20 protein-coding genes and 1 pseudogene are annotated in these 24,998 nt (G+C 66.0%); 14 read left to right on the plus strand and 7 right to left on the minus strand.

Going from position 1 to position 24,998, the window contains the following annotated elements; all coding sequences use genetic code 11:
* Positions 1-82: 82 nt before the first annotated feature.
* The gene (locus DB31_RS22690) at positions 83-397 is read left to right on the plus strand and encodes a hypothetical protein (RefSeq protein WP_240486833.1); all 315 of its coding nucleotides are present in this window, start codon (positions 83-85) and stop codon (positions 395-397) included.
* Between the two features lie 76 nt (positions 398-473).
* A complete protein-coding gene (locus tag DB31_RS22695; protein WP_044191256.1) occupies positions 474-1,424 on the plus strand; it encodes a zinc metalloprotease HtpX in 951 nt (316 codons plus the stop codon).
* A gap of 9 nt (positions 1,425-1,433) precedes the next feature.
* Here DB31_RS22695 and DB31_RS22700 read toward each other — a convergent pair whose 3' ends face one another.
* Positions 1,434-2,306, minus strand: coding sequence for a 2-oxo acid dehydrogenase subunit E2 (locus DB31_RS22700; protein ID WP_044191257.1), 873 nt, complete (start codon positions 2,304-2,306; stop codon positions 1,434-1,436).
* A 234-nt stretch (positions 2,307-2,540) separates the two neighbouring features.
* On the opposite strand from DB31_RS22700, the gene DB31_RS22705 reads away from it, so the two are divergent.
* Positions 2,541-3,635, plus strand: coding sequence for a coiled-coil domain-containing protein (locus DB31_RS22705; RefSeq protein WP_044191258.1), 1,095 nt, complete (start codon positions 2,541-2,543; stop codon positions 3,633-3,635).
* A 61-nt stretch (positions 3,636-3,696) separates the two neighbouring features.
* Here the strand turns inward: DB31_RS22705 and DB31_RS22710 are convergent, their stop codons facing one another.
* Entirely contained in the window at positions 3,697-5,244 is a 1,548-nt protein-coding gene (locus tag DB31_RS22710) for a Kelch repeat-containing protein (RefSeq protein ID WP_157232110.1), read from the minus strand.
* Positions 5,245-5,326: 82 nt separating this feature from the next.
* Between DB31_RS22710 and DB31_RS22715 the strand changes: the two genes are divergently transcribed.
* A complete protein-coding gene (locus tag DB31_RS22715; RefSeq protein WP_044191259.1) occupies positions 5,327-6,862 on the plus strand; it encodes a sensor histidine kinase in 1,536 nt (511 codons plus the stop codon).
* Positions 6,859-8,190, plus strand: a complete 1,332-nt coding sequence (locus DB31_RS22720) for a M16 family metallopeptidase (RefSeq protein ID WP_044191260.1) — start codon at positions 6,859-6,861, stop codon at positions 8,188-8,190. The genes DB31_RS22715 and DB31_RS22720 overlap by 4 nt, the downstream gene beginning before the upstream one ends.
* Here DB31_RS22720 and DB31_RS22725 read toward each other — a convergent pair.
* Positions 8,165-9,469, minus strand: a complete 1,305-nt coding sequence (locus DB31_RS22725; RefSeq protein ID WP_240486834.1) for a tetratricopeptide repeat protein — start codon at positions 9,467-9,469, stop codon at positions 8,165-8,167. The two genes, DB31_RS22720 and DB31_RS22725, sit on opposite strands and share 26 nt — an antisense overlap.
* A gap of 61 nt (positions 9,470-9,530) precedes the next feature.
* Between DB31_RS22725 and DB31_RS22730 the strand changes: the two genes are divergently transcribed.
* From DB31_RS22730 to DB31_RS22755, 6 genes and pseudogenes are all read left to right on the plus strand, one after another.
* Entirely contained in the window at positions 9,531-9,878 is a 348-nt protein-coding gene (locus DB31_RS22730) for a hypothetical protein (RefSeq protein WP_044191262.1), read from the plus strand.
* Positions 9,879-10,144: 266 nt separating this feature from the next.
* A pseudogene (locus DB31_RS46745) lies at positions 10,145-10,477 on the plus strand (NUDIX hydrolase); the annotation flags it as partial.
* Between the two features lie 263 nt (positions 10,478-10,740).
* Positions 10,741-15,408, plus strand: coding sequence for a Kelch repeat-containing protein (locus DB31_RS46750; protein WP_075306140.1), 4,668 nt, complete (start codon positions 10,741-10,743; stop codon positions 15,406-15,408).
* Between the two features lie 1,002 nt (positions 15,409-16,410).
* Positions 16,411-17,037 carry a hypothetical protein gene (locus tag DB31_RS22745; RefSeq protein WP_044191264.1) on the plus strand — a complete coding sequence of 209 codons (627 nt, stop codon included), beginning with the start codon at positions 16,411-16,413 and terminating at the stop codon, positions 17,035-17,037.
* Positions 17,034-17,627, plus strand: a complete 594-nt coding sequence (locus tag DB31_RS22750) for a hypothetical protein (protein WP_044191265.1) — start codon at positions 17,034-17,036, stop codon at positions 17,625-17,627. Before DB31_RS22745 ends, DB31_RS22750 begins: the two co-directional genes overlap by 4 nt.
* A 36-nt stretch (positions 17,628-17,663) precedes the next feature.
* Positions 17,664-19,103, plus strand: coding sequence for a serine/threonine-protein kinase (locus DB31_RS22755; protein ID WP_044191266.1), 1,440 nt, complete (start codon positions 17,664-17,666; stop codon positions 19,101-19,103).
* 313 nt (positions 19,104-19,416) lie between these two features.
* Here DB31_RS22755 and DB31_RS22760 read toward each other — a convergent pair whose 3' ends face one another.
* Both DB31_RS22760 and DB31_RS22765 read right to left on the minus strand, forming a co-directional pair.
* Positions 19,417-19,929 (minus strand): hypothetical protein, encoded by a 513-nt coding sequence (locus tag DB31_RS22760; RefSeq protein WP_044191267.1) that lies wholly within the window; start codon positions 19,927-19,929, stop codon positions 19,417-19,419.
* Positions 19,930-20,212: 283 nt separating this feature from the next.
* Positions 20,213-21,055: an aldo/keto reductase gene (locus DB31_RS22765; RefSeq protein WP_044191268.1), complete on the minus strand. Its 843-nt coding sequence runs from the start codon at positions 21,053-21,055 to the stop codon at positions 20,213-20,215.
* 190 nt (positions 21,056-21,245) lie between these two features.
* On the opposite strand from DB31_RS22765, the gene DB31_RS22770 reads away from it, so the two are divergent.
* Both DB31_RS22770 and DB31_RS48955 read left to right on the plus strand, forming a co-directional pair.
* A complete protein-coding gene (locus DB31_RS22770; protein WP_044191269.1) occupies positions 21,246-21,908 on the plus strand; it encodes a TMEM175 family protein in 663 nt (220 codons plus the stop codon).
* Between the two features lie 139 nt (positions 21,909-22,047).
* Complete coding sequence (locus DB31_RS48955) at positions 22,048-22,527, plus strand: hypothetical protein (protein ID WP_157232111.1); 480 nt, start codon at positions 22,048-22,050, stop codon at positions 22,525-22,527.
* A 189-nt stretch (positions 22,528-22,716) separates the two neighbouring features.
* On the opposite strand, the gene DB31_RS22775 is transcribed toward DB31_RS48955, so the two are convergent.
* Entirely contained in the window at positions 22,717-23,136 is a 420-nt protein-coding gene (locus tag DB31_RS22775; RefSeq protein WP_240486835.1) for a hypothetical protein, read from the minus strand.
* A 226-nt stretch (positions 23,137-23,362) separates the two neighbouring features.
* On the opposite strand from DB31_RS22775, the gene DB31_RS46755 reads away from it, so the two are divergent.
* Positions 23,363-24,334, plus strand: a complete 972-nt coding sequence (locus tag DB31_RS46755; protein ID WP_075306142.1) for an AlbA family DNA-binding domain-containing protein — start codon at positions 23,363-23,365, stop codon at positions 24,332-24,334.
* 40 nt (positions 24,335-24,374) lie between these two features.
* On the opposite strand, the gene DB31_RS49995 is transcribed toward DB31_RS46755, so the two are convergent.
* A complete protein-coding gene (locus tag DB31_RS49995) occupies positions 24,375-24,605 on the minus strand; it encodes a hypothetical protein (protein ID WP_240486836.1) in 231 nt (76 codons plus the stop codon).
* Positions 24,606-24,998 lie beyond the last annotated feature (393 nt).

Consider the following 24,998-nt stretch of genomic DNA (forward strand, 5'->3'; position numbering starts at 1 on the left):
GTCAAAGGTAGTCATTTTCCTACACAGCGGAGACTACGATCGCGTCCACCAGGGCCTTTCCATCGCGGCTGCGGCGGTGGCCATGGGGCGCCCGGCAGAGGTGTACCTCTTCTGGTGGGCCCTGGAGCGGTTCCTCCAGGATCGGCTGGACGAGCCGGACTTCCAGCCGCCGCGAGAGGACGTGACGGATCGCTTCGAGACACGCGGCATGCCCACGCTGCGCGCCCTGCGCGAGCACCTGCGTGAATCGGGGCTGTGTACAGTACAGGGCTGCACGGGCTCACTCGCGGCGCTCGGGGGCGAGCCGGTAGCAGACAAGCAGGCGATCGATGGCTGGGTAGGCTGGACAGCGATCCTTCAGAGGACCGCTGGCATCGTCGACCGCTTCTACCTCTGAACAGGGCTGTTTGCATTGACGGCCCCCCGTGTCTGTTTACGTTCCTGGAGACCAGAAGGGAGCGGAACGACACACCATGAGCTACTCCAGCAGTACTTTTGACACGGCCCCTCGCGGGGGAGCGCCACTGCGAGGAAGCGGTTGGCACCGTCTGGGCAATGCGCTCAAGACGACCGTGCTGCTGGCCGGACTCACGGCGCTCGTGTTGCTGATCGGCCAGAAGCTCGGCGGCCCTCGCGGGCTGGCCATGGCGGGCTTCTTCGTCGTGGTGATGAACTTCGTCTCGTACTGGTTCAGCGACAAGATCGCGCTGGCCATGCACGGGGCGCAGCCGCTGGCGCGGGAGCAGGCGCCCTGGCTCCACGAGATGGTGGAGGAGCTGGCCACGCGCGCGAAGATGCCCAAGCCGAAGATCTACATGCTGCCCACCCGAGCGCCCAACGCGTTCGCCACGGGCCGCAGCCCCAAGCACGCCGCGGTGGCGGTGACGGCAGGCATCATGGAGATCCTCGATCGCCGGGAGCTGCGGGGCGTGCTGGCGCACGAGCTGGCCCACGTGGCCAACCGGGACACGCTGATCGGCACGGTGGCCGCCACGCTCGCGGGCGTCATCAGCTACGCGGCGCAGATGCTGTTCTGGTTCGGCGGCTCCATGCTGAGCCGGAGCGATGACGACGAGGGCGGTGGCCTGGCCGGTGCGATGTCCAGCCTGGGCCTGCTGCTGGTGGCGCCGATTGCCGCCACGCTGCTGCAGTTGGCGGTGAGCCGCTCGCGCGAGTACGGCGCGGACGCCACGGGCGCGGAGCTGTCCGGAGACCCGGAGGCGCTGGCCAGCGCGTTGATGAAGCTGGAGCGGGGCGCGGAGCTGATGCCGTACGATCGGGCGCCGGCCACCTCGCACCTCTTCATCGTCAACCCGCTGTCCGGCCGCGCGGTGATGGCGCTGTTCTCCACGCACCCGCCCATCCCCGAGCGCGTGCGGCGCCTGCGTGAGATGGGCGGCCGCTCCTGGCAGCGCGGCTGGTAGCGGTGAGCGTTACCCCGCGGCCTGGATGGGCTCGCTCTGAGCCTCCGAGGCCGCGGGCAGTGCGTCGAACCTCTCGAACGGGTTCTCCAGCATCTCGCGCAGCGTGTTGGCGAGGACGCCCGCGTGGAACCCGTCGATGAAGCGGTGGTCGAAGGACGCGTTGATGTTCATCACCTTCCCCGGCACCACCTTCCCATCCTCCACCACGGGCGCATCCTTCACCGCGCCGGGCGCCACGAAGATGGGCACGCGCGTATAGGGCACCAGCGGCACGTATGCCGTGTCGAGCCCCAGCGAGCCCACGTTCGTGATGATGATCGAGCCGAACGCGTCCTTCGGCATGCCGATCCCGCTCAGGTCCAGGTTCAGCGTGTACATCAGGAAGCCGATCAGCCACGTGAAGAGGTTGAGGAACATGTAGGGGATCTTCTGGATGGTCCCCTTGCCCTTCTCCAGCGCCACGTCCCGGCGCTCGCGCACCCGGCGCACCGCTTCGTCCATCTCCTGGGCAATCTCGCGCAGGCTCTTCTTGTCCGCGTCGTCGATCTTCGCCGAGGTGAGATCCACCTTCCCGGCGTCCGTCTGCACCACCAGCGCGGAGATCGTCACCTGCTTGCGCAGGTAGATCTTGTTGAAGCGCAGGATGGCGTTGGCCTCGGGGCAGCGGCGCAGCGCCTCGCCCATGGCCTTGGTCATCAGGTGCGTCACCGTGAGGCGCTGTCCCGTGCGCTGACGGAAGGCCTCGATGTACGCCAGGGCCTTGTCCATGCGCACCGTCAGGGTGCCGTAGACCGTGGGATCATAGGTCGTCTTCCAGCTGCCAATGGCCAGCTTGCGGAAGCTCGAGATGTCGGTCTTCGGAGTCAGCTCCAGATGCGGCATGTCGCGGTGCCCTCGTGGCGCGGTACGGAGTCCCCCAGCATCGCCAGTTTCAGGGGGCACAGGAAGCCCCGGGCTCTCGGAGCACCGCGTCACGCCACGCCCCTGTCCGCTCGGGCACGGCGGCGCCCGGCCCCCTGCTCCCCGCTTTCAAGACGTGCGCACAGGTATTGACGCGCCGGGCCCTTAAGTTAGGGTGCGGCGCTTTTTTTGCAGACCCTCGTGGAGGTCGTACCCGTGCTGGTTGCCCTAATCCTCGTATCCATCGGCTTTGCCGTGACGCTCGGCATGCTGCTCTTCGGCTCGAACCGGGCCGCCATCCCTGCTCCCACTTCCAACAACAACGTGAGGGGAGAGCTGGAGGACCCGTCCAAGGCTCGCGCCCGCTTCGAGTCCGAGCTGGCCCGCAAGCAGAAGGAGCTCGACGAGCAGCGCAACCAGCTCCAGGAAGTGAAGGAGCAGCTGAAGCAGACCAAGCGCAAGCTGTTCGATCAGAAGGAAGGCGAGAAGGGCGAGCGCGATCTGATCAAGGCCCGCGTGGACACGGAGCGCCAGGCCTCCGTGCAGCTGGAGACGGTGCGCGTGGATCTGGCCCAGGCGCTCGCGGAGATCGAGCGGCTGCGCAGCGAGCAGGGGGGTGGCGCTCGGGGCCGTCGGGCTCCGGCGGCGGCGGCTCCGGCTCAGCCCGCGGCTCCGGCGGCAGTGGCTCCGGCGGCGGCCGAAGCTTCGGTTCCGGCGGGGCAGATCTCCGCTCCGGCGCAGGAGGGTGAGCGCGTGGTGACGGCGGCGGTGCAGGTGACGCCGGTTGCCGAGCCCGCCCCGGAGAAGGCCCCGCGCCGCTACCGCGAGCTGAACGACGCGGACCGCGAGAAAATGGAGCGGCTGGAGCACAGCGCGAACAAGGAGCGCAGCCGTGCCACGGAGATGGAGCGCGAGCTCCGCAAGGTGAAGGGCGCCCGTGAGACCCAGCAGCGCATCTACAACGCCGTGAAGTCCGAGCTGGACCTGGTGAAGGACAAGTACAAGGCGCTCGAGAAGCGCATGAACCGGACGCTCCTGGAGCGCGACCTGGTCCGCCGCGCCATCAAGGACCTGGAGAAGAAGACGGGCATGCTGGCCGACCGGACCGAGCTGACGCCGGACGAGGTGGCCGCGAGCGACCAGCGCATCGAGGACGCAGCGAAGGAGCGTGCCGCGGTCGAGGCGCAGCGTGCCGCCGCGCAGGCCCAGGCCGAGGCAGAGGCCACGAAGGCCGCCGAGGCCGCCGCTCCTGCCGCTGAGTCCCCTGCCCCCACGTCCGAGTCCGACAAGTCCGCCACGCCGAGCGCCTGAGCTCGAACCAGCGGGTAGTCCCAGGCCCCTCCTCCCGTTCGGGACGAGGGGCCTTCCTTTTTCAGTCCCTGGGCACGGGCATGAAGAGGTAGGTGCCCGAGGCCGGCCGCGTGCCCCGTCCGTCATTGTCCACGCCACCGGAGACGAGCACCGAGCCATCCGGCAATGGAGTGCAGGTGTGCAGGTAGCGAGCGGGCTGAACGGGCAGCATCCCGAGCACGCCTCCTGTCAGCCCATCGGTAGGGGTGATCAGCTCCACGGACCCGCTGCTCGCGAGCAGCCCGTCCCCATTCTGCCGCCGCCCTCCCACCGTGAGCACCCGGCCGCCCGGCAGGGCCACCGCGCAGAGCTCACCCCGGCCCACGATGGTCGGGCCTTGAGAGATCGTCGGCGCATCGCTCTGGAGATCGAGCAGCTCCGAGGCGCCCACGGGCCGGGCGCTGTCGTCCGGAGTCCCCGCGCTGGAGTAGCCCCCCACCACGAGCAGCCGCTTCCCATCGCCGTAGGGCGTGGTGACCGCATCCCGCCGGCCCTGCCGCAACATCACCGTGATGTTGCCGGGAACGAAGGTGACGCCATTGAAGGAGAACGTCAGCACGTCCCGGGAGACCTCGGACCCATCCGAGCCGCCGACGACGGCGATGCGCTGGGACTCCTGGAACGGAATCAGGCTCGCGCCCATTCGAGGCACGGCGATGGGCACGGGAAAGGTCCGTCCCGCCGCGGGCTCGACGCCCTCGGGATCCGCGAGGAGCAAGCTGTCGGCGCCGATTCCGCCCACCGTGAGAATGCGGCCCGCGATGTCGATGGCCGCCGCATGGCGCGAGCGCGCCCTCCCGAGGTTGAACTGCTGGACCCGCTCCGTGGCCGGATCGAACACCACCCCCGTCCCCAGGATCGTGAGGTGCCCGTCCAGCGGATCCACCGTCTCCCCACCCACCAGCGCCACCCGCCCATCCAGCATCAACGAGGCGGTGTGGAGCGCCCGCCGCACCGAGCCCAGGCCGCCGGGATCCGGCAGGTAGGTGATCTTGCGCTCCCTCGGGTCGAGGATCTCGATCGACTGGAGCGTCTCCGGCTGCCCGGTGTCCGTCACCCGGAAGCCACCGGCCAGCACCACCCGGCCATCCGGCAGGAGCGTGGCGGTGTGCCCAGCCCTCGGCTCGGTGAGCTCCAGGCAGGTGCCCGGCGAGTCCGCGCGCTCCAGCGGAACGAAGGTGTTCACCCGGTAGAGGGTGACGCGGACCGGCTCGGTGGGGGCGCCCACCGCCGGCATGGTGAACGGGTACGAGCGGCCCACGGAGATCACCGAGCCGGCGCTGCTGGGCTCCCCCGAGTAGGCACGCACCTCGAGCACCCGCTGGGCCCCGGGAGGAATCTCGGGAACGTCCTCGGGCCGGAGGTCCACGGGGGTGATGCGCTCGATGGGGGTGGCCAGTCCCTCTCCGGTGACGCGGAGGCGCAGGTGGGTCACCCCATCGAGGGGCTGGAGGCCTTCACAGGCGGTGGTGAGGAGCTGGACCTGGGGCGCGAAGCCGGACTCGCCGCAAGCGGGAGCGATGGCCAGGAGGGCGGCCAGGGGGGCATGTCGGAGGAGGCGAGGCCACATTCGGCGCAACGGTATCAGCTTGCGCTCGGGGCGGCGCGAGCGTAGCGATGGGGCTGGGGCCCTTGGGCCCGCACTCCCGGTCATGAAGCTCTCGCTCGCCACGCGCATCTTCCTGGGTTACGCCGTGGTGCTCGTCACCTTCGGAGCGGTGTCGCTCTTCAGCGTGGCGGAGCTGCACCGCAACCAGCAGGAGATCCGGCTCGTCAGCCAGGGCTACCTGCGGCTCTCGCAGGACGCGGCGGCGCTGGAGACCGCCTATACCAACCAGGTCAAGGACACCGAGCGGCTCCTGGACGAGCAGAACCCGGAGACGCGGCGCACCCTCATCCGGCTGTCGCGCCTCTACATCCCGGCGATGTCCCAGCGCCTGGCCAACACACGGGTCACGGCGCAGGAGATCCTCACCTACGCCCCTGCCAGTGAGCTGTCCGTCATCCAGGACATGGAGGCCGACATCGGCAAGCTGGAGGTGCAGTACGACACCTATGGGCGCACGGTGGATGCCGTCTTCACGGTACTGACGTCGAACACGCTGAACCGGGAGCAGGTGAGCGCGTCCACGGCCGAGCTGCGTCAGGTGGAGGCCACCATTGGCCGGGAGCTGCGCGCACTGAGGGCCCGGCTGGACAATCGCATCCGCGAGCGGGTGGACCGGGCCGAGGAGCGCGAGCGGCGCACGGGGCTGGCCATCATCACGCTCTCGCTGCTGGCGGTGGGCGTGGGGCTCGGCGCCACCCTGCTGTCGGCGCGCACGCTGCGGCCGGTGCGCACGCTGATTGAAGGCGTGTCTCGCATCGGCAAGGGCGACTACACCGCACAACTGGGCGTACAGGGCGAGGACGAGGTGGCGGTGCTGGCCAGGGAGTTCGACGCGATGGCCCGCTCGCTCCAGGCGCGCGAGTCCCAGCTCAAGGCCCAGGCCGAGGCGCTCGCCCGCGCCGAGCAGCTGGCAGCGGTGGGCCGCATCTCCGCGCAGATCGCCCACGAGGTGCGCAACCCGCTGTCCTCCATCGGCCTCAACGTGGAGATGCTGGGAGACGCGCTGGACCGCGCCACCTTCCCGGAACAGGACGGGCGCGAGGCCAAGGAGCTGCTGACTGCGGTGACGCGCGAGGTGGATCGGCTCACGGACGTGACCGAGCAGTACCTTCGCATGGCGCGCCCGCCCAAGCCCACGCTGGTGGCCGAGGACGTGATGGAGGTGCTCGGCGGTGTGCTGGACTTCTCGCGCGGCGAGCTCGAGCGCGCGGGGGTGGACGTGGTGCGCGACTTCGCCCCGGACACACCGCCCGTGCTCGCGGACGAGGGCCAGCTGCGCCAGGTGCTCTTGAACCTGGTGCGCAACAGCCGCGAGGCCATGCCGGACGGCGGGCGGCTCACGGTGTCCACGCGGGGGATGGAGAAGGAAGTGGAGATCACCGTCCAGGACACCGGCCGGGGGATGACGGAGGCGGTGCGTGAGCGCCTCTTCGAGCCCTTCTTCTCCACCAAGGAGGGCGGCACGGGCCTGGGGCTGTCCGTCAGCCAGCAGATACTCCAGGCCCACGGGGGCACGCTGGCCTGCCAGAGTTCCTCCGGCCAGGGGACGACCTTCGTGTTAAGGCTCCCTCGCGCATGAGCTTCACACCGTATCGGGACGTGCTGCCCTCGGGGCTGCGCGTCGTCACCATCGAGACCCCCCACCTGCATACGGCCCTGCTGGCCGTGTACGTGCGGACCGGCAGCCGCCATGAGACGCCCGAGAACAACGGCGTCAGCCACTTCCTGGAGCACCTCTTCTTCCGCGGCAGCGCCAACTGGCCAGACACCGTGAAGATGAACGCCGCCGTGGAGGAAGTCGGCGGCAACCTCAACGGCGTCACCGGGAGGGATCTCGGCTACTACTACACTCCCCTACACCCCTCATATGTGGGGGTGGGGATGGAAATCATCGGGGACATGCTGACGCGGCCGCGCCTCACGGACATGGAGGTGGAGCGGCAGATCATCCTCGAGGAGATGCTGGACGAGGTGGACGAGAAGGGCCGGGACATCGACCTGGACAACCTCTCGAAGCGGCTGCTGTTCGGCGACCACCCGCTGGCGCTGAAGATTGCCGGGACGCGCGAGTCGGTGTCGGCGCTGAAGCACGAGCAGGTGCTGGAGCACTTCGCGCAGAACTACGTGGCGGGCAACCTGGTGGTGACGGCGTCGGGCCGGGTGAAGCGCGAGCAGGTGCTGGAGCTGGCCGAGCGCGCCTTCGCCCACCTGCCGAAGGGCCCTCCCACCACCGAGAAGCCACCCGCGCCCACGCCGCCGGGCCCTCGGTTCCACTTCGTGGCGCACGAGGAGGCGCAGACAGAGTTCCGCCTCAACTTCTGCGTCGTTCCGGAGCAGCACGAGGACTACCCGGCGCTGCAGATCCTCCGCCGGGTGCTGGATGACGGGCTGTCCTCGCGGCTGCCGTTCGAGGTCGTCGAGCGGCGGGGCCTGGCCTACTCCATCAGCGCGGGGATGGACGCGTTCCACGACTCGGGGATCCTCGAGATCGACGCGGCGAGCGCGCCGGAGAAGGCCTCGCGGGTGGTGGAGGAAGTGCTGAGGGTGCTGGCCACGCTCTGCGAGCAGGAGATCCCCGAGGAGGAGCTGAAGCGGACCCAGCGCCGGCACCGGATGCTGCTGGAGTTCTCGGAGGACTCGCCGGGGGAGCTGGCCGGCTGGTTCGGCGGCACGGAGCTGTTCCGGAAGCCGGAGTCCTTCAGCCAACGGGCGGACCTCGTGGACGCGGAGACGGCGGCGCACGTGCGCGAGGTGGCGCGGCGCTACTTCACGCGGGAGAACCTGACGGTGGTGGCGGTGGGCCAGCGCAAGGGCATCAAGGCGCTGGAGCGCGTGGTGGAGGCCGCGGAGGGCCTCCCTTCCGCGGGGACGCGCAAGGCCGTCAGCGGTGGCGGCCGCCGCGGATGATGATGGGGCCGTTGAACTTCTTCTTCTCGGGCGTCGGAGTGAGCGCGGCCTTGAGGGCCACATACTTGGGGTTGCCGGGCTCGCGCTGAAGCAGCTCGTCGACGATCTTCTTGCCGCGCTCCAGGTTCGTCTTGGAGTCCGCGTACATCTGCGCGAGCGCCACCTTCTCCTCGAGCGAGGCCTCGCCGAGCTTGTAGAGCCGCTGCAGGGTCGCCTGGGCCTCGTTCTTCTGACCGGCCGCCTGCTGCATGCGCCAGACCTGCGAGAGCGCGGGGGCGAAGAGGGGATCGGCGGTGAGGGCGTACTCGTAGTTCTCTGCGGCGAGGCGCTTGTCGCCCTGGGCCTCCAGGACGCGGCCGCGGACGTAGAGGGCGCGGGCGTAGCGGGCGCGGATGCGCAGCACCTTCTCCACGAGATCGCCCGCCTCGATGTTCTTGCCCAGGTTCAGCTTGGCCTCGGCGAGCTGGGCCAGCGCATCGACGTGGTCCGGGTGCTCCTCGACGAGCTGGGTGAGGGCCTCGGCGGCCTCCTCGTGCTTGGCGAGCCGCGTGAGGATGCGCGCGCGCATGAGGACCACGTCGGGGCGCTTGGCGTTCTCGCCGTCGATGCCGTTGACGTCCTGCTCGGCCACCTCGGGGTAGCCGCTGTTGAGGAAGTAGCGCACGCGCAGGAGGCGGGCCTCCATGAGGTTGGGGTTCTCCTCGACGAGCCGGTCCATCAGCTTGGCGGCGAGCAACTCCTCGCCCTTGATGAGGAGGATCTCCGCTTCGACGACCTTGGCGTTGGGGTCATCCGGGCGGAGGTTCTGGATGGGCTCCAGGGACTTGAAGGCGCCGTCGGCGTCTCCGTTGCGCGCCTGGAGCCGGGCCAGGGAGAGGATCTCCGGGTCGGAGAGCTCCTTCTCGTTGCGCAGGGCGACGAGGGTGGAGATGGCCTCGGCGACGTGCCCTTGGCGGAGGTAGAGGTCGGCGATCTGCTTCTGGATGGCGGGATCGTTCCCGGGGGCGATGGCCTCGGCCTCCTTGAGGGCGAGGATGGCGGAGCCCTCGTTGCCGGCGGCGCGGTGCGCCTCGGCCAGGAGCATGAGGGGCTCGGAGTTATCGCGGGACATGTTCGCCGCGGAGCGGAAGGCCTTGGCGGCGCGCTCGGGCTGATTGGCAGCCATGAACGTGCGGCCCTCGGCGAGCTTGGACTCATAGGACTCGGCGCGGGCCTGAACGGCGGCCGTCTCCGGATCCTTGCAGGCAAGCGGGAGGAGGAAAGAAAGGGCGGCGGTCAACCGAAGAATTCGCAAATGCATCGCTGAGCGGCAGGGTACCGGATGTTATCCTCCCTCGTCGATGGACCCCTTTGTTCGGCGCCTCGTGGAGAGGCTCCATGACCCAGCACAGCCGCTCTCGCGGAACCGGCACTTCCACACGTTCGACACGCCCGAGGGGCGGTCAGCGCTGAAGGTGTCCCGCCGCCTGAAGAGCTTGCAGCGGGACATCATGGCCTGCCGCAAGGAGGGCAGCCGAGCGCGCTTCTTCCGGCAAATGGGGCCGGATGGAGAGACGCGCATCGAGCTGCTGATGGAGCGCATCCAAGGCCGCCGGGTGTCCATGCTGCAGGACGCCGAGTTCGAGCTGCTCTCCCAGCTCCCCGGTGTGCAGGAAGCGCTGGAGGAAGCGCTGGAGCCTGCGGCCTGAGGAGCGGTCCCCCCTGAGCGCCGTCCGCCGTGCGTGACACCGGGCTCCGAACTGGTGCCATCCGCCGCGCTAAATCAGCGAAAGACTCTGCTGGAATTGGAGCCACTTGCCCCAGCGAGACACGAATTGCTTCCAGCAGCCCTCTGTGTCCCAACTCTCGCACTCCTTGTAGGTGATGAAGGCGATCGAGCACCCCTCTTGCTCGGCCCTGCGGAGAACATGAAGGACTACGGCATTCCTATGAACTTCACCCGCTGGAGAGGGCGATGACGGACGAACGTGCCTGGCAGGGCCAGTGGAAGGTGCGTCTCTATGAGCGGCTGCGCGAGCGTGGCTACCCCACCCTGACCGCCTTCGCCGAAGCACGCCCAGCCATCCCCCTGCATGTACTAGCCGAGGAGCTGGGAGAGGACGATGTCGCGGGGGGGTAGGTGTTGAGCAGACTGCTCGCCGAGGCGGAGCAGTGCAAGCAAGTCACTCGCTTTGTGTGGGATGTGCTCGTACGCCTCTTGGCCCAGAGTCTTCCGAACGGCTGGCCCGCCGTCATGGACGGCGCCCACCGTTTCGCGGTCGCCAAGAAGCTCGGACGCTGGTCTGCCTAGCGCTTTTGCCCGACACGCAAGCCTGACGGTCAACAGCGGCGCGCGTCTCGTCCAGCTATAGCTATGGGTTCGATTCCCGCCGCTTCCAAGCAGAACAACTCGCCGCTTTGAGCCGAGTCCGCTTCTAATGAATTGACGCGTCATCTGCGCGCTTGCGCGTCAATTGACGCGTCGACACGTCCCTTCGCCGCAGCACGGGCGCTAGGCCCGACCCTTGCAATGGGCTGGAGAAGCTTTCACAAACGCAAGGAGCCCCTCGTATGTGTTCCTCTACCAATCCCCGGGTGAAGGTCGTTCCGTGGTTCGCTCTGGCTTTGGCACTGGCGTGGATTGCCTGCGGCGGGGCATCGCAAGACGGGGACGAAGCGGTGCAACCCAAGGGGCTCAAGGTCCAGATGCTTCCAGATGCGTCCGGTGAGCAGTCGAGCCCCACGGGTTCGTTGTCCACCCCCCGTTTCGAGCACACGGCGACACTGTTGCCCTCGGGCAAGGTACTGGTTGCCGGAGGCGTTGGCCCGCCGGGCGACCTCTCCAGCGCGGAGGTGTACGACCCGGTTACTGGGGTCTGGAGTCACACGGGTAGCATGGCCACGGCCCGCATTTGTCATACAGCGACGCTGTTGGCCTCGGGCAAGGTGCTCGTCACCGGAGGAGAAGGCCAGAACGGACTGCTCGACAGCGCGGAAGTGTACGACCCGGTTACCGGGGCGTGGAGCCTCACAGACAGCATGACCACAGGCCGCAGTTGCCACACGGCAACGTTGTTGCCCTCGGGCAAGGTGCTGGTCGCCGGAGGTGGTTCGGGCGGACTGCTCGGCAGCGCAGAGGTGTACGACCCAGTCACAGGAGTATGGACCCCCACGGGCGGCATGGTCACGGCTCGGTCTTGGCACACGGCAACGTTGTTGCCCTCAGGCAAGGTACTGATTGCCGGAGGTAGTGATCCGAATGAACCGTTCGAGTACCTCAATAGCGCAGAGGTGTACGACCCAGTTACAGGGATGTGGACTCCCACGAACTCCATGGCCACGGCTCGGCAGTTCCACACAGCGACGGTGTTTGCTTCGGGCAAGGTGCTAGTCGTCGGAGGTTTGGGTTTGAACGACGCCAACGCGGAGGTGTATGACTCGGATACCGGACGGTGGGAGCCCACAGGCACCCCAACCATGTCCCACAACAGGCACACGGCGACGCTGTTGCCCTCAGGCAAGGTGCTGGTCGCCGGAGGTGGTGGATCGGCCATGTTCCGCGACGGCGCGGAGGTGTACGACCCGGATACTGGGACCTGGAGCCGTATGGCGGATCTTGTCACGGTTCGTATGTTGCACACAGCGACTCTATTACCCTCGGGCAAAGTGCTGCTCACCGGAGGCCTTAGTCGGATCCCGCTCGACACTGCTGAGGTGTACGCCCCAGATACGGGGACTTGGAACTCTACTGGTGCGTTGGCCATGGCCCGCGCCTTCCACACAGCGACGGTGTTGCCCTCAGGTAAAGTGCTGCTCGCCGGAGGCGTTGGCTCCGATGCTCGCCTTGACGGCGCGGAGGTATATGCCCCAGACACTGGGGCAAAGAGTTCTACTGCCCCACTTGGCACTGCTCGCGCCTCACACACGGCGACGCCGATGATCTCGGGCAAGGTGCTGGTAGTCGGAGGCAATGGCCCGAGTGGCCTGCTCGATAGCGCGGAGGTGTACGACCCGGCTACAGGGGAGTGGAGCACGACGGGGGCGTTGGCCGCAGCCCGTGCCTCTCACACGACAACAGTGTTGCCCTCGGGCAAGGTGCTGGTAGTCGGAGGCAATGGCCCGAGCGGCCTGCTCAACAGCGCGGAAGTGTACGACCCAGCCACCGGAGTCTGGAGTTCTACAGGGGCTCTGGCCACGGCTCGAGCCTTCCACACAGCGACGCTGCTACACTCGGGCAAGGTGCTGATTACCGGGGGAACTGGCTCCAGCGGCCCTCTGGATAGCGCGGAGGTGTATGACCCTGTCACGGACGTCTGGAGCCCCACAGGCGCTCTGGCAACGGGGCGTGCACGACATACGGCGACAGTGTTGCCCTCAGGCAAGGTGCTGGTCGCAGGCGGTTGGGGCCCCAGCTACCCTGTCTCCAGCGCGGAGGTGTACGAGCCGGCTACAGGGACCTGGAGTTCCACGGGCACCCTAGCCACGGCTCGGTATTGGCACACGGCAACGCTGCTGCCCTCAGGCAAATTGCTGGTCACAGGAGGAGCGGGCTCCAATGGTCCTCTGAATAGCTCGGAGGTGTACGACCCAGGCGCAGGCTCATGGAGTTTCACGGGCACCTTGCTCACAGTTCATTATGGACACACAGCGACGTTGTTGCCCTCGGGCAAGGTGTTGGTCGCCGGAGGAGTTGGCTCTAGCGGCCCTCTGGATGGCATGGAACTGTACGACCCAGGCGCAGGAGGGTGGAGTTTTACGAGCGCTGTGATTAGACCTCTCAACAACGGTCACACGGCGACGTTGTTGCCCTCTGGTAAGGTGCTGGTCGCCGGGGGAGATGACCTAAACGATTCCATCTCCAACGCGCAGGTGTACGACCCAGCGACTGGTGACTGGCGCCTCACGGGCGCACTGGCCACGACCCGTGCCTGGCACACGGCGACGTTGCTGCCCTCGGGCAAAGTACTGATTGCCGGAGGCAATGGACCGAACGGCCTGTTTGGCAGCGCGGAGGTGTACGACCCGGGTACAGGGGTGTGGAGCATCACAGGCAGCATGGCCACGGCTCGTGCTTGGCACACGGCGACGTTGTTGCCCTCGGGCAAAGTACTGATTGCCGGAGGGTATGGGCCGAACGGCCCACTCGATAGTGCGGAGGTGTACGATCCAACTACAGGAGGCTGGAGCATGGCGGACAGCATGGCTACAGCTCGTCAGTTTCACACGGCGACGCTGTTGCCGGATGGCAAGGTGCTGGTTGCCGGAGGTCAAGGACCGAGCAGTACCCTTTTCAGTGCGGAGGTGTATGACCCAGCCACAAGCGCCTGGAGCCCCACGAGCGCCATGTCCACGGCACGCGTGAACCATACAGCGACGTTGCTGCCTTCGGGCAAGGTGCTGGCCGCCGGGGGTTTTGAGAACTCCAGCGTGGAGGTGTACGACCCTGTCACCAGAGCCTGGAGTTCCGCCAACTCCATGGCCGAAGCCCGAAGAATGCATACAGCGACATTGTTGCTGTCGGGCAAGGTCTTAGTCATTGGGGGCGTTGGCACGAACGGTTTAGTTCACAGCGTGGAGATGTACGATCCGGCCACGGGAACGTGGAGCCCCAGGACGCCTTCACCGCTCACTTGGCCCAGGGCAACGTTGTTGCCCTCCGGGAAGGTGCTGATCACTGCAGGTGCGGCCACTACCGAGCATGACAAAGCTGAGGTGTACGAAGACACGGGAACTCGCCCGGAGTGGCGTCCTGTCATTAACGCACCGGCCATGCAACACCCCGGAGAGACATTCCACATGACCGGTAGCCTCTTGTGTGGCCTCTCGGAGGCAAGCAGCGGTAATACTCAGAGTTCAGCCACGAATTTTCCCCTGGTGAGCTTGGTGGCGCTCGAGGGCGGAGCGCTAACACGTGTCGCGTCCCTGGACTCGTACTCTGGTACACACGTGACTGGACGCACGCCGCAGGTGACGAGTGGCTATTACATCGTGTCCGTGATGGCTAATGGCATCCACGGGGGGCAACTGGTACTCGTGGAGGGGGCTGGCCCTGCAGCGCCTGAGCTGACCCTGCCTGAGCCTTTGGTCAACACCTCGAAGCCCGTCATGGGCGGTACGGCGCAGCCCGGTAGCAGGGTGGTGGTGTGGTTGGATGGGAAAGTAGCCGGAGCCGCGACGGCAGGTCCCCAGGGCTCCTGGCGCTTCACTCCCGTCACCGCGCTGGCTGAAGGATTCCACCGAGCCGTAACCACTGCTTCGGATGAGGTGGGCAACATAAGCCCTGACTCCGAGGCTGTCGGCTTCACGGTAGACACCGTGCCCCCAGAGTCGCCGGTGGTAGTTGAACCTGGGGACTTCGTTGCTACCTCCACTCCTGTGATTCGTGGCACGGCGGAGCCGGGAAGCATGGTCGAGGTGCGGCTGGATGGAGAAGTGGTGAGAACAGTCAAGGCAGCTACGGATAGGACTTGGAGTTTCGCCTTAGTCACAGCGCTCGATGACGGCTCTCACTGGGCCGATGCCACTGCTCGTGATAGTGCAGGCAACATCAGCCTTGTCTCTGGGGGACTCCAGTTCACAGTAGATACTGTCCCTCCACAAGCGCCGGTGGTGACGGAGCCCAATGGCCTCGTCCCTTCTTCGACACCTGAGATTCGTGGCACGGCAGAGCCTGGGAGCACGGTGAAGGTACGGCTGAATGGAGAAGTAGCGGGAAGCGCCCTAGCGGGTGCGAACGGTGCTTGGCATCTCACTTCACTCATAGCGCTTCTAGACGGATCATACCAAGCCGAGGCCACTGCCCAAGACAAAGCAGGTCTTGTGAGCGCTAAGTCTGAGTTCCTCTCCTTCATCGTGGACACTGTGCCCCCTGAAGCGCCGGTGGTGACAGATCCTGGAGGCTTCATTACCACTCCCACCCCTGTGATTCGCGGCAAGACGGCGCCTGGGGGCTGGGTGAAGGTGTGGCTGGACGACGATGAGTTGAACGCTGAACGGAGAAAGGCAGACATGGTGGGGGATTGGCACTACACTCCAATTACAGCGCTGAGGTTCGGATCTCATTCCGTCTTCGCCATTGCCTTGGATGACGCAGGCAATCCCAGTGCTCGAACACAACACCGGTTCGCCTTCCAAACGAGCCATTATGGTTGGGGGTGTACCAGCGCCCCGGCCCTTCCCGCCACATGGGTCTTCTTGGCCATGGTTTGGTCCCTCTGCAGGCGCTACCGCGCGCGGTGATGGAGGGTGTCTTGGAGCATAGGGGATGCGTAAGAATGCCTGACACAAATCAGGATTGAGGCCTCGGAAGAGTATCAGGCAGCTGATTGAGCCACGCGTTGGTACGCTCCACCACCCAGCAGTGCTGTCCTCGCCGCTGTTTCGACTCGATGCCGGGCCGCAGGATTTGGGAAGTGAGACCGCGTCAGCGCAAACCCCTGCGGTTCTTGCGTGAAGCGTACGGCTTGTCCGCATGTAGTTTGCCGGGCCGATGTCGGGGTGATCAGGGCGCTGCTTGACGTCGGGCACCGCCTACTGCAGGAGGGACCAGTTCGTGGGTGTCGTGGACTGACGGAGCCCAAGCGCACCCGAAGCCAGGTGCGGGGCCTGCGATGACCACGGGTTCCGCGATGTCGCACATGTGTCGCAGGAACCCGCGGAATGTGCTGGGACGAAACGGGACGCGGCGGGATACCGACTCCAATCATTCCGGGCGGTTACGATCTTCCAATAACGAAGGATTTCGATCCTGTCGATCGCGACGAAGCGCGGGAACGAATCCCGCGCTCCAAAGATCGCCGTAACTTCCGCCTATGGTTATGACGAGTGCGGCTTGCCGCCCGCAGCAGAGAATGAGGTACTCTCTTGTTCAGGAGCCCAGCGGCAGAGCGGAAGTTGGTGCCACGTACACCCATCGGGGTCTTGAGGTCGAGCAAGGGACCAGGAAGAGCCATCGACAGCGATGCTGATCCGACCCGCGCTCGCCTGATCGCCTCTGTGCACCAAGGATCGCGCCCCCCGCGATCGAAACGCCGCGCTTCCGGAAGCTCGTCTCCACACGCACAGCACTACCTCGCCTTGCTCTGCGAGGAAGTGTCGTCCGGAGAGAAGAAATGCTGGAGCTAGCAGCCGGAGAGTCCCTACTCTTGGGGTAAAACACCTGCACAGACGTCTTCCCCAAAGAGGACGGCAGAAGGATTGGGCCTGTGAGCACCTGCCAATTGGGGCCCCCCGAGGACGAACATGCCCCTGGAACGAGTTGCCGCCTCCCTATTGTGCGCTCTGTTCATCTCTTGCAGCACCACCCGCCAACTCGCACCCGCCAACCCTGAAGAGCTGACCCGCTACGTTCTTCTCATCCGGGAGCTGCCCGACGGCACTGTCACCCATTCCTGGAAACCCGCAGAGGAGATGGATCTGTCGCAGTACCGATTTCTTGCCAGCACGCGTGGCTCAGCTCGGCCCATCGTGCCAGTCATGGCCGGGCGACAGCGCGACTGCGATAAAGAGAATGACGAGTGCATCGACAAATGTATGAGCCACCCTCTCGCGCCAGGGTACGGGCACATCACTTCCAACAGAAAGAAAGGTGGTAAGGCGGCTTACTGTCGCGAGCAATGCTGGCAGGCCTATCGCGACTGCCTGGAAGTCGAAAAGCTGCGCCCGCAGGAGTTTACGGCCATCGATTTCGCAACCGATTGGCTGAAGCGCCACCACAAAACAATTCTGGTGGGGAGCGTGATCACCATCGCGGGAGTTGCCTTTGTCGTGGTCTCTGCCGGAGCTGGACTGGTCATCCTTGCCCCCGTCGTGATCCTGGCCAACCCTTCGGAGATGCATGAGCCCTTCATGGCCGGAGTGTCGCCATGACGATTGCAAGACAGATGCTGGAGACCATGGAACTCCTGGGCAGGCACCATGAAGAGACCGCTTCCGCCGAAGAGAAAGAGCGATTCTCCATGGCGCTCGACGCACTGGGCTTCATCTTGGCCTTCGGTCAGACCTACGGCTTTGAGGAATATCGCCAAGACGTCGCGGCCCAGGGTCCGCCCGTCGTTATCGCAGCCTTCGACACGCGTGAGAAAGCGGAGAGCTGGCTGAACCACCACCCCGACCCTCCACACCACGCCAACATCTTGATTGCAGGAGAATATTTTCTCACTGCCTATGCCCCAGACCTCAACCACCGCGCGATTCTCCACGACCCTGCGTTCGCCCATTACCTCAAAGAAATGATTCAGGACGGGATTCCGGCCCCGGTCGCCACCTTCAACACCCTTGAAGAGGCCAACACATGGCTCCAGGACCAGCCTGAGCCTCCGCGTCAGGTCTTCGTCTCCGTCGCAGGCGAGTATTACCTCGCGGTGTATCACTACAAGGTCAAACTCCGTGCGCTTTACCCCGTCTCCATGGCAGCGAAGTCGGCGCAGGGAGACGAGGCAGCGCCTCGCAGCGGGTGACGAGAACCTACCCATGAGGTAGGATGCTGGGCGCCTATGTCGAGCTCCTCTCTGTCCTCGCTCCACCCCGCTGCGCTCCCTCCCGGCACCCCCGTGGGCCCCTTTCGCATCCTGGAATGGGCCGGACGGGGCGTCCACGGCGCCGTGTACTGCGCCGAGCGCATCGGCCGGGAGCGCCTGCCTCCCGTGGCCCTCAAGCTCGCCGTGCTCCCTGAGGACCCGCGCTACCTCCGAGAGCAGGAGCTGCTGTCCCGCTCGCACCACCCCCACATTCCCCGGCTCGTGGGCGCAGGCCTCTGGGTGAGCCCAGAGGGCGCTCGGCACCCTTTCTTGGCCATGCAGTGGATAGACGGCATGCCTCTGTACGACTGGGGCCGCATGTTCCACCCCTCGGCGCAACAGCAACTGCGGCTGCTGGCCCAGGCCGCCCTCACCCTCCAGTACCTCCATGCGCAGGGCGCGCTCCACCGGGACTTCAAGGGCGACAATCTCCTGGTGCGCCGCTGGGACAGCCGCCTGTTCCTCATGGACTTCGGCTCCAGCATCTACCCCGGTGCCGACACGCTCACCCCACAGCAACTGCCTCCGGGCACTCCCGCGTACCGCTCTCCCGAGGCCTGGCTCTTCACCCTGCAGCCGCGCCATGCCTCGGAGCGCTACCGGGCCGGGCCCGCGGATGATGTGTTCGCCCTGGGCGTCACCGCCTGCGTGCTGGCCACCGGCAGGTACCCGGAGATGGGCGTGCCTCGGAAGGATGAGCAGGACCGCGCGTTTCTGGATGCGCTGAAGCTGCCGCGCGCCTTGTTCTCCGCCCAGGTGGCGCCGCCGCTGCGCGAGCTGATTCTGCGCATGCTCGCCATTGCCCCCAAGGAGCGCCCCACCGCGGCCGAGCTGGCTCCCGCTTTGGAGCAGGCCGCGGAGGCGCTCGGCCCCTCGACCCCGAGCCTGCGTGCCCCCCAGCCCGAAGCAGGCCGAGCGGACGAGTTGGAGGCGCAGCGCGCTCCTCCGGGGCTCGTGTGGCGGCCCTGGCTCGTGGGGGCCGCGGGTGCCCTGGGCCTGTGGGCCGGAGCCCTCGTGCAGCCAGAGCCGCCGCCGGTTCGCGAAGAGCCTCCTCGGGCGGCTCCCGCCGTGCCCCTGAGCGCCACGCCGGACGCGGCCGAGACGGACACCGCGGGGCTCGGCGAGCAGGCCTCCCCTGCGCCGCAGCAGACTCCTGCGCCCGCCGCCGCGCGGGCCGTGGCGGAGAGTCTCCCCGAGCCCTCCGAGGGCCAGGCCCAGCCCGACAAGAAAGGCCGCTGCCCTCACCCCCAGCAGGTGGTGCTCAACGGGGCCTGCTGGGCCCGCCTGCGGGGAAGCCGCGAGGAGTGCGATGCCGCGGACGGCCAGATGTACCAGCAGGCGTGCTACGTGCCCGTCTATCCCGGCAAGCAGGGCCGTCCGTCCACCTCGGGCGCAGGCCGTCCCCATCCGCAGTGAGAACTCGCGGCTCGAAGCCAACCGCATGTGCCCCCCAGTGTGCCCCTCCAGGGTTTTGCTTCCGCCTTGTTGCGGGTTCGATTCCCGCCGCCTCGGGGATGCGCCCTACCGCAGATGGGCGGCTTTTCGCACTCGCGCGGCGTCCTCCCCAGGAGGCACGCCGAACTGTCGGCGGAAGGGTGGACAACTGCCTTCTCGTCATTCAGGCGGGACTCCCAGTGCCATCCGCTGGGAGAGCAAACAGGCGATGAAGAAGGACGGCGGAGACGCGGTGCGAAACTCTCAGCAGGTCGCGCGGCTCGGGGCGTGGGTGTCAGTCGCCGAAACCATCCGCCCACCAAGCGAGCAGGGCCGCCGCGGAGCCTACGGCCATGCCCGGGTAGGAGCCGAGGCGCAGCCCGATGAAGGCGTTCACCTCCCGGCCTTCGGGGTTGACGTTCGACCTCTGCGTGAGCGGGAGGACCTCCAACTGCGCGCTCAAGGCGGCGAAGTCGCCGAAGTTGAGCGCCACGTGGCCACTGAAGGCGGGATAGCTCGGGACGAAGCCGCTGCCATGCTTCAGCCCGAAGAGCAGCAGGCCCGGGGCCACGTCGACGCTCAGCCAGGGGTTGAGCCAGCGTCGCAGCCGGGGCTTGATCCCGAGCATGCGCCGCGGCTCCTCGTCGTTGACGAGGAACAGGGTGCCGCCCACGGCCAGATCATGCACCTCCAGGTTGCTCATGTAGCCGGCCTCCCAGATGAAGTTCAGGGGAGGCCGCCGGTATCCCGTGGTGGGCGCGATGTAGGCGGCGAACTCCGTCAAGGTGAAGCCCTTGCACTTGTGCACGGGACCTCCTCGCAGGCACAGCGGATCGGGAGGCGGTGTGGCGGCCTCTGGCGGGCTGGCCAGTGCGGCACCTGGGAGGACACAGAGGGACAGCAACGAGAAGAGGCGGAGGGCGTGCAGCGTTCTCATAGCGGCGTCTGCCTGGAGTCCGAGCGTTCCGGCCAGGCGCTCGCGAAAGACCGTTTGTCCACTTATAGCCCGATAACGCCCAGGCCCCGCGCATGAGACTGCCCCGGCTCCGCCCCTGCTTGAGGGAGCAACGTCCCCGGCCTCGGACGTGCAGTCAGAGCATCGGGAGCTCGGGCCTGGGCTCGGAGGCAAAGGCCTCGTCGATGAGCGAAATCTCCTCCCGCGTGAGTCGCAGGTCCGCGGCCCCCGCATTCTCCTCCACGTGCGCCACGCGCGAGGCTTTGGGGATGGCGAAGAGCGAGGGGCGCCGGGTGACGAAGGCGAGCGCCACCTGGCGGAGGGTGGCCCCGTGGTTGCGCGCGACCTGAACCAGCGCGCGCCCCCTGGGTGACGAGGGAGACGGGAACTGGCCGTGGCCGAGGGGGCTGTAGGCGACCATCGACACCCGGTGGTCCTCGCACCAGGGGAGGACGCGGTACTCGGTGGTGCGCTCCTCCAGGTTGTAGAGCACCTGGTTGCAGGTGATGCGCCCCTCGCCCGTGAACCCGAGCGCCTCCTCGAGGTCGTCCACGTCGAAGTTGCTCACGCCCCAGCTGCGAATCTTCCCCTGGTCCACCAGCCGGTCGAAGGCGCCGAACGTCTCCTCCAGGGGATACTTCCCCCGCCAGTGCAGCAGGTAGCAGTCCAGCCAGTCCGTGCCCAGGCGCTCCAGCGAGCGCTCACAGGCGCCCAGGGTGCCGCGGAAGCTCGCGTTGGAGGGCAGCACCTTGGAGACGAGGAAGACCTCGTCGCGCCGGCCGGAGATGGCCTCCCCCACCATCTCCTCCACCGCGCCGGAGCCGTACATCTCCGCGGTGTCCACGTGGGTCATCCCCAGATCCAGCCCTCGGCGGAGCGCCCGGATGGCCTCCTCCCGGTGGGCCTGGTCCAGGTACCAGGTGCCCTGGCCCAGCACCGGCACCTGCCAGCCGGTGGGGCCCCACGCGTGCGTCCTCATGCGGTACCTCCTCGTTGCCCGCAAAGGTTGGGCACGCCGCTCCCTCCGTGCAGGCGGAGGCCGTCACGACCCAGCGAGGGCTCACCGGTCCCGAGGCAGAGCCGCTCTGGCCGCCGGGCCGGGCCGGACGGACCTTCAGGCGGAAGGGACGGACGCTGGCGCCGGCGTGGCCGCCGGTGAGGAGGGCAGGATGCGCAACCCCCGGGTCGAGCAGTACAGCACCACGGACACCCGCCGTGCAGAGGGCTTCGCGGACGCGGTCTTCGCCATCACCATCACCCTGCTGGTGCTCGAGCTGCGTCCACCCGAGGTCCCGCCCGGCCAGCTGCTCGCCGGGCTGCTGCATCAGTGGCCGTCGTATCTCGCCTACGTGACGTCCTACCTCTACATCGCGGTCATCTGGCTCAACCACAAGCACGCCTTCCTGCGCATCCGCTCGATGAACCGGGGGCTGCACTGGGCCAACCTCGGAATCCTCTTCACGACCGCGCTGCTGCCGTTCGCGACCGGGGTCCTGTCGAAAGCGGTGCGGGAAGGCGATCCGGCCGACGAGCGGACGGCCGTGGCGCTCTACTCGCTGGTCGGCGCGTTCCTGTGTGGCACCTGGGTGGTGTTCTTCCGCTACCTCGGCCACCACCCGACCCTGCTCGACGAGGGAGTCCCCGCGGAGTTCTTCATCCAGGAGACCACCCGCGCGTGGCTGGGGGTCATCCTCTACGCCGCCGCCGGGGCGTTCGGCTACCTCGTCGCCCCGGTCATCGCGCTGGTGCTCTTCCTCGCTGTGCCGACCTTCTACGCCATCACCAGCCACGGGCTCTACGAGCTGGGCATCGTGTTGCGTCGGCGTCGCTGACGCTCTCTCTGCCGAAGGCCCTATTGCGGCGGACATCCGCCGCGCTGATTTCGGTTGTGCTCACCGTTCCCGCAGCTCCTGGGGAGAAGCCCATCATCAATCTACATCCCGGTTTCCAAAGCCAAACGAGAGTCCCTATATGTTTCTGGGGCTTTCGTGGGCGCACAAAAGCATCGCGGCAATTCAGGCTTCAAGACATCAGTTGGCTACTTACAGCCATGTAGGCATATGGCTTTCCGACAAGGAGAGCCACGAGCGGTCAATCAAGCAAGATCTTGAAGAGCCTTTGATGCAGCTTGCAAAGAAGCTCAACAAGAAGACCGCGCAAACTAAACGCGGTCCCGAATGGGGTAGGCTTCTGTTTGTGCAAACATGGATTGCGTCCGAGTTTGACCGCATAAGGCGTGATCAGCTTGAACGATTCAACAATGAGCTTTTCGCCTCCAGTGGCTTGGGCGCAGCGCTGCTGGTGAGTCGAAAATGGGATGCCTTGAGGCTAAGGCATAATTGGATTGTGCATCCAATCTTGCCGCATAGTCGGCAATCGGACTTGTGGGAACTCCTCTCCCGTGTAAGCCAATCGGGTAGCGAAGTTTTGGTGCCACAAGTTACAGTGTAAATCGATGGGGCACTCATTACGAAACGGCTCGTGTCGTGAGCCACTCGCCGACGGGTTACGCCGTCGGTCGGCCCCGCGGCTACTTCAGCGCGTCGGCGAGAGTCGGGATCTTGCTCGCCTTGCGTGCCTGCTCGACCTCCGCGAGCTGCTTGTCGGTCAGCTCGACGTGCGTCCAGCGTTAGCCGCTGATCACCTTCCCGGACTGACCGTCCTTCGGGGGAGCTGCTTCGGGTAGACCTCGCAGCGGATCAGCAGGTGGGTTCCCGCCTGCCGCTCGTCGAAGAACTTCTTCAGCGCGGCCGGGTTGGCGAACTCGAGTTCGTCAGCGCCGACGAGGGTCATCAGGAACGACTTGAAGCGCCCGCCGCCGCCCTTCTTCTGATCGCTCAGGTTCTCGACATAGTCGACGGTCTCGCTGACTCGGCTCGGGGCCTCGCCGCCCGGAAGGGGCTCGGACTCGCGAACCTTCAGCTCGCCGATCGCGCTGTCGCCCTTGAAGCCCTCCTTCGTGCGGATGACCTCCACGGCGAGCAGGTAACGACCGAAGCGGGGATAGCGGCCCCCCGCGGCAGCGGGCGCGGTCGCGATCTTCGTCAATGCACTGTTCACGTTGCTTGCTTCCTCTCTTTGGGTGAGTGCCAGCGACGCGGGCTTGCGACCGCTGGCACACGCCTAAATTGGTGCGCTTGCGGCGCGTGGCTCAGACTTCCGCGAGTGGCTCAGATGATGGAATCTTCCTAGATAGGGAAGTGTCCCTTCAGCCGATTACCTCACCGCTATTGGTTTCGGATACCATGTGGCATCAAAAAGCAACTAACGCCAACGAGAGGTCGCAATGGAGAATCCCGCAAGGACGATATTCAACTCGATCAACACTGATCAGGATGTGGGACGCCTGATCAGGACGCAGGTGGAAGATCTTTATGTTGACTTCAAGACCAAGCAAGATCACGCCATTTCGGACGTAGATCAACATCTCCAAGCAGTGCTTTCCAAGGCAATTGCGGGATTCGCCAATGCCGATGGAGGAGTGATTGTCTTAGGTGTCAATGCCCCCCAAGGGCAGCCGCCTTCCTTGAAATTGATCGCGCCACTTAATGACTTCGAGCAGGAAGTTAACTCGTATATTCCTCGCTCCACTTCCTTTCCTGTCGCAGGGGCGGAAACGAAAAAGGTCCCTTTCCAAGGACAAGCAGGCGGCGTGGTGTTGGTGTACGTCCCCAAAAGCGACCTTGCGCCGCACTGTAGCATGAAGGATCGCCGTTACTATCAACGGATCGGCGACTCGTTCTTGCCGATGGAGCACTACCAAATTGCAGACATGTTCGGACGGCGCCACCAACCGCGGCTCGTTCCCTATGTTGAGGCTAGCCGCGATATCAACTCCCGTGGAGGGATGGAGTTGATCGTTGGCGTCAAGAACGTTGGAGTGGCGATCGCTAGATACGTCTATTTGTCCGTGGAGGAGCGTGCACAATTTTCGTTTTCAGATTACGGCATTAGCGGCAACGGCCATTGGGGCTTGCCGCCCTTTGTTGGCGGGAGCCGGCTAAGTGAATATCGAGGTGGTGTTGATCATGTTATTCATCCCGGAGTTGCCCTGCCTGTCACAAAGATGAGAGGTGCCGTCAGGGTTGATACCCCGGCCACTTTGTTGGAGGAGTACTCACAGATTACAATTGCTGGTCGTGTCGTTGCAGAGGGGGCCGTGTTGAAAAACTGGCGTGTGTTTCTTTCTAGAGCACAGATACAGCAAATTCTTAGCGGGCCCAACCAATCGGTGGTCCTTGATAGTATACTGACTTGATTCTTAATGGACTTGAACCTGGAGTGATCGTCGGCCCGCGCTAGAGCGCGGGCCAGTCGTAACTCGCGAAGCAAAGCTTTTGCGGCGTGCCTTCGGTCTGCTCAATGAAGCGCGCGAAGTCTCGAGCCTTGCGGAAGGCTTCGATCAGCTCGTCGGTGTGCTGATACAGCTCGACCTCGACCTCGACCTCGACCTCGTCGGCGAGTTGCCCTTGACGGTGACACCGCCCGATCGCCTGTTCCCACGCGGCGCCGTCGGCGGGCGGGTTCACGAAGAGCATCCGCGAGAACGCGGTTAGGTTCTTCCCCGTGCCATGCGCCCGAAGGGACGCTACGATCGACCGCTTGCCGTTCTCGCGGATGCTGGTGCTCAGCCGCTCAAGCGAGGAAACCTGCGGCTAATGCACGGGCATCAGATCGCGAAGGTGCTTCCTAAGCATCACGCCGCGAAGGTCGCCGACGAGTGGGGAGTTCCCGGGCTCACGGTCGCCGTCGGGCACTCTCACCGGCCGGGGATGCACGTTCGGCCTGGCCGCGAGGGCAACTGCCGGGCGATCGCGGTCGGCGCGGGCCGCACGCTGGATCCCGACTGGGTGAAGGGGCGCCCGAGAGGATGGAGAACGAGCTGCTCGTCGCGTATCTCCTGCCGACTGGGCACGTCGCGG

This window comes from Hyalangium minutum, from assembly GCF_000737315.1.
GTDB classification, from domain to species: Bacteria; Myxococcota; Myxococcia; order Myxococcales; family Myxococcaceae; genus Hyalangium; species Hyalangium minutum.

Coding starts and splice junctions, on each gene's coding strand:
- DB31_RS22755 (WP_044191266.1), top strand. CDS start 17,664: ATGTCGAGCTCCTCTCTGTCCTCGCTCCACCCCGCTGCGCTCCCTCCC.
- DB31_RS22750 (WP_044191265.1), top strand. CDS start 17,034: ATGACGATTGCAAGACAGATGCTGGAGACCATGGAACTCCTGGGCAGG.
- DB31_RS22770 (WP_044191269.1), top strand. CDS start 21,246: ATGCGCAACCCCCGGGTCGAGCAGTACAGCACCACGGACACCCGCCGT.
- DB31_RS22690 (WP_240486833.1), top strand. CDS start 83: ATGGGGCGCCCGGCAGAGGTGTACCTCTTCTGGTGGGCCCTGGAGCGG.
- DB31_RS22695 (WP_044191256.1), top strand. CDS start 474: ATGAGCTACTCCAGCAGTACTTTTGACACGGCCCCTCGCGGGGGAGCG.
- DB31_RS46755 (WP_075306142.1), top strand. CDS start 23,363: ATGGAGAATCCCGCAAGGACGATATTCAACTCGATCAACACTGATCAG.
- DB31_RS22730 (WP_044191262.1), top strand. CDS start 9,531: ATGGACCCCTTTGTTCGGCGCCTCGTGGAGAGGCTCCATGACCCAGCA.
- DB31_RS22765 (WP_044191268.1), bottom strand. CDS start 21,055: ATGAGGACGCACGCGTGGGGCCCCACCGGCTGGCAGGTGCCGGTGCTG.
- DB31_RS22715 (WP_044191259.1), top strand. CDS start 5,327: ATGAAGCTCTCGCTCGCCACGCGCATCTTCCTGGGTTACGCCGTGGTG.
- DB31_RS22745 (WP_044191264.1), top strand. CDS start 16,411: ATGCCCCTGGAACGAGTTGCCGCCTCCCTATTGTGCGCTCTGTTCATC.
- DB31_RS48955 (WP_157232111.1), top strand. CDS start 22,048: ATGTTTCTGGGGCTTTCGTGGGCGCACAAAAGCATCGCGGCAATTCAG.
- DB31_RS22700 (WP_044191257.1), bottom strand. CDS start 2,306: ATGCCGCATCTGGAGCTGACTCCGAAGACCGACATCTCGAGCTTCCGC.
- DB31_RS22720 (WP_044191260.1), top strand. CDS start 6,859: ATGAGCTTCACACCGTATCGGGACGTGCTGCCCTCGGGGCTGCGCGTC.
- DB31_RS46750 (WP_075306140.1), top strand. CDS start 10,741: ATGTGTTCCTCTACCAATCCCCGGGTGAAGGTCGTTCCGTGGTTCGCT.
- DB31_RS22710 (WP_157232110.1), bottom strand. CDS start 5,244: ATGTGGCCTCGCCTCCTCCGACATGCCCCCCTGGCCGCCCTCCTGGCC.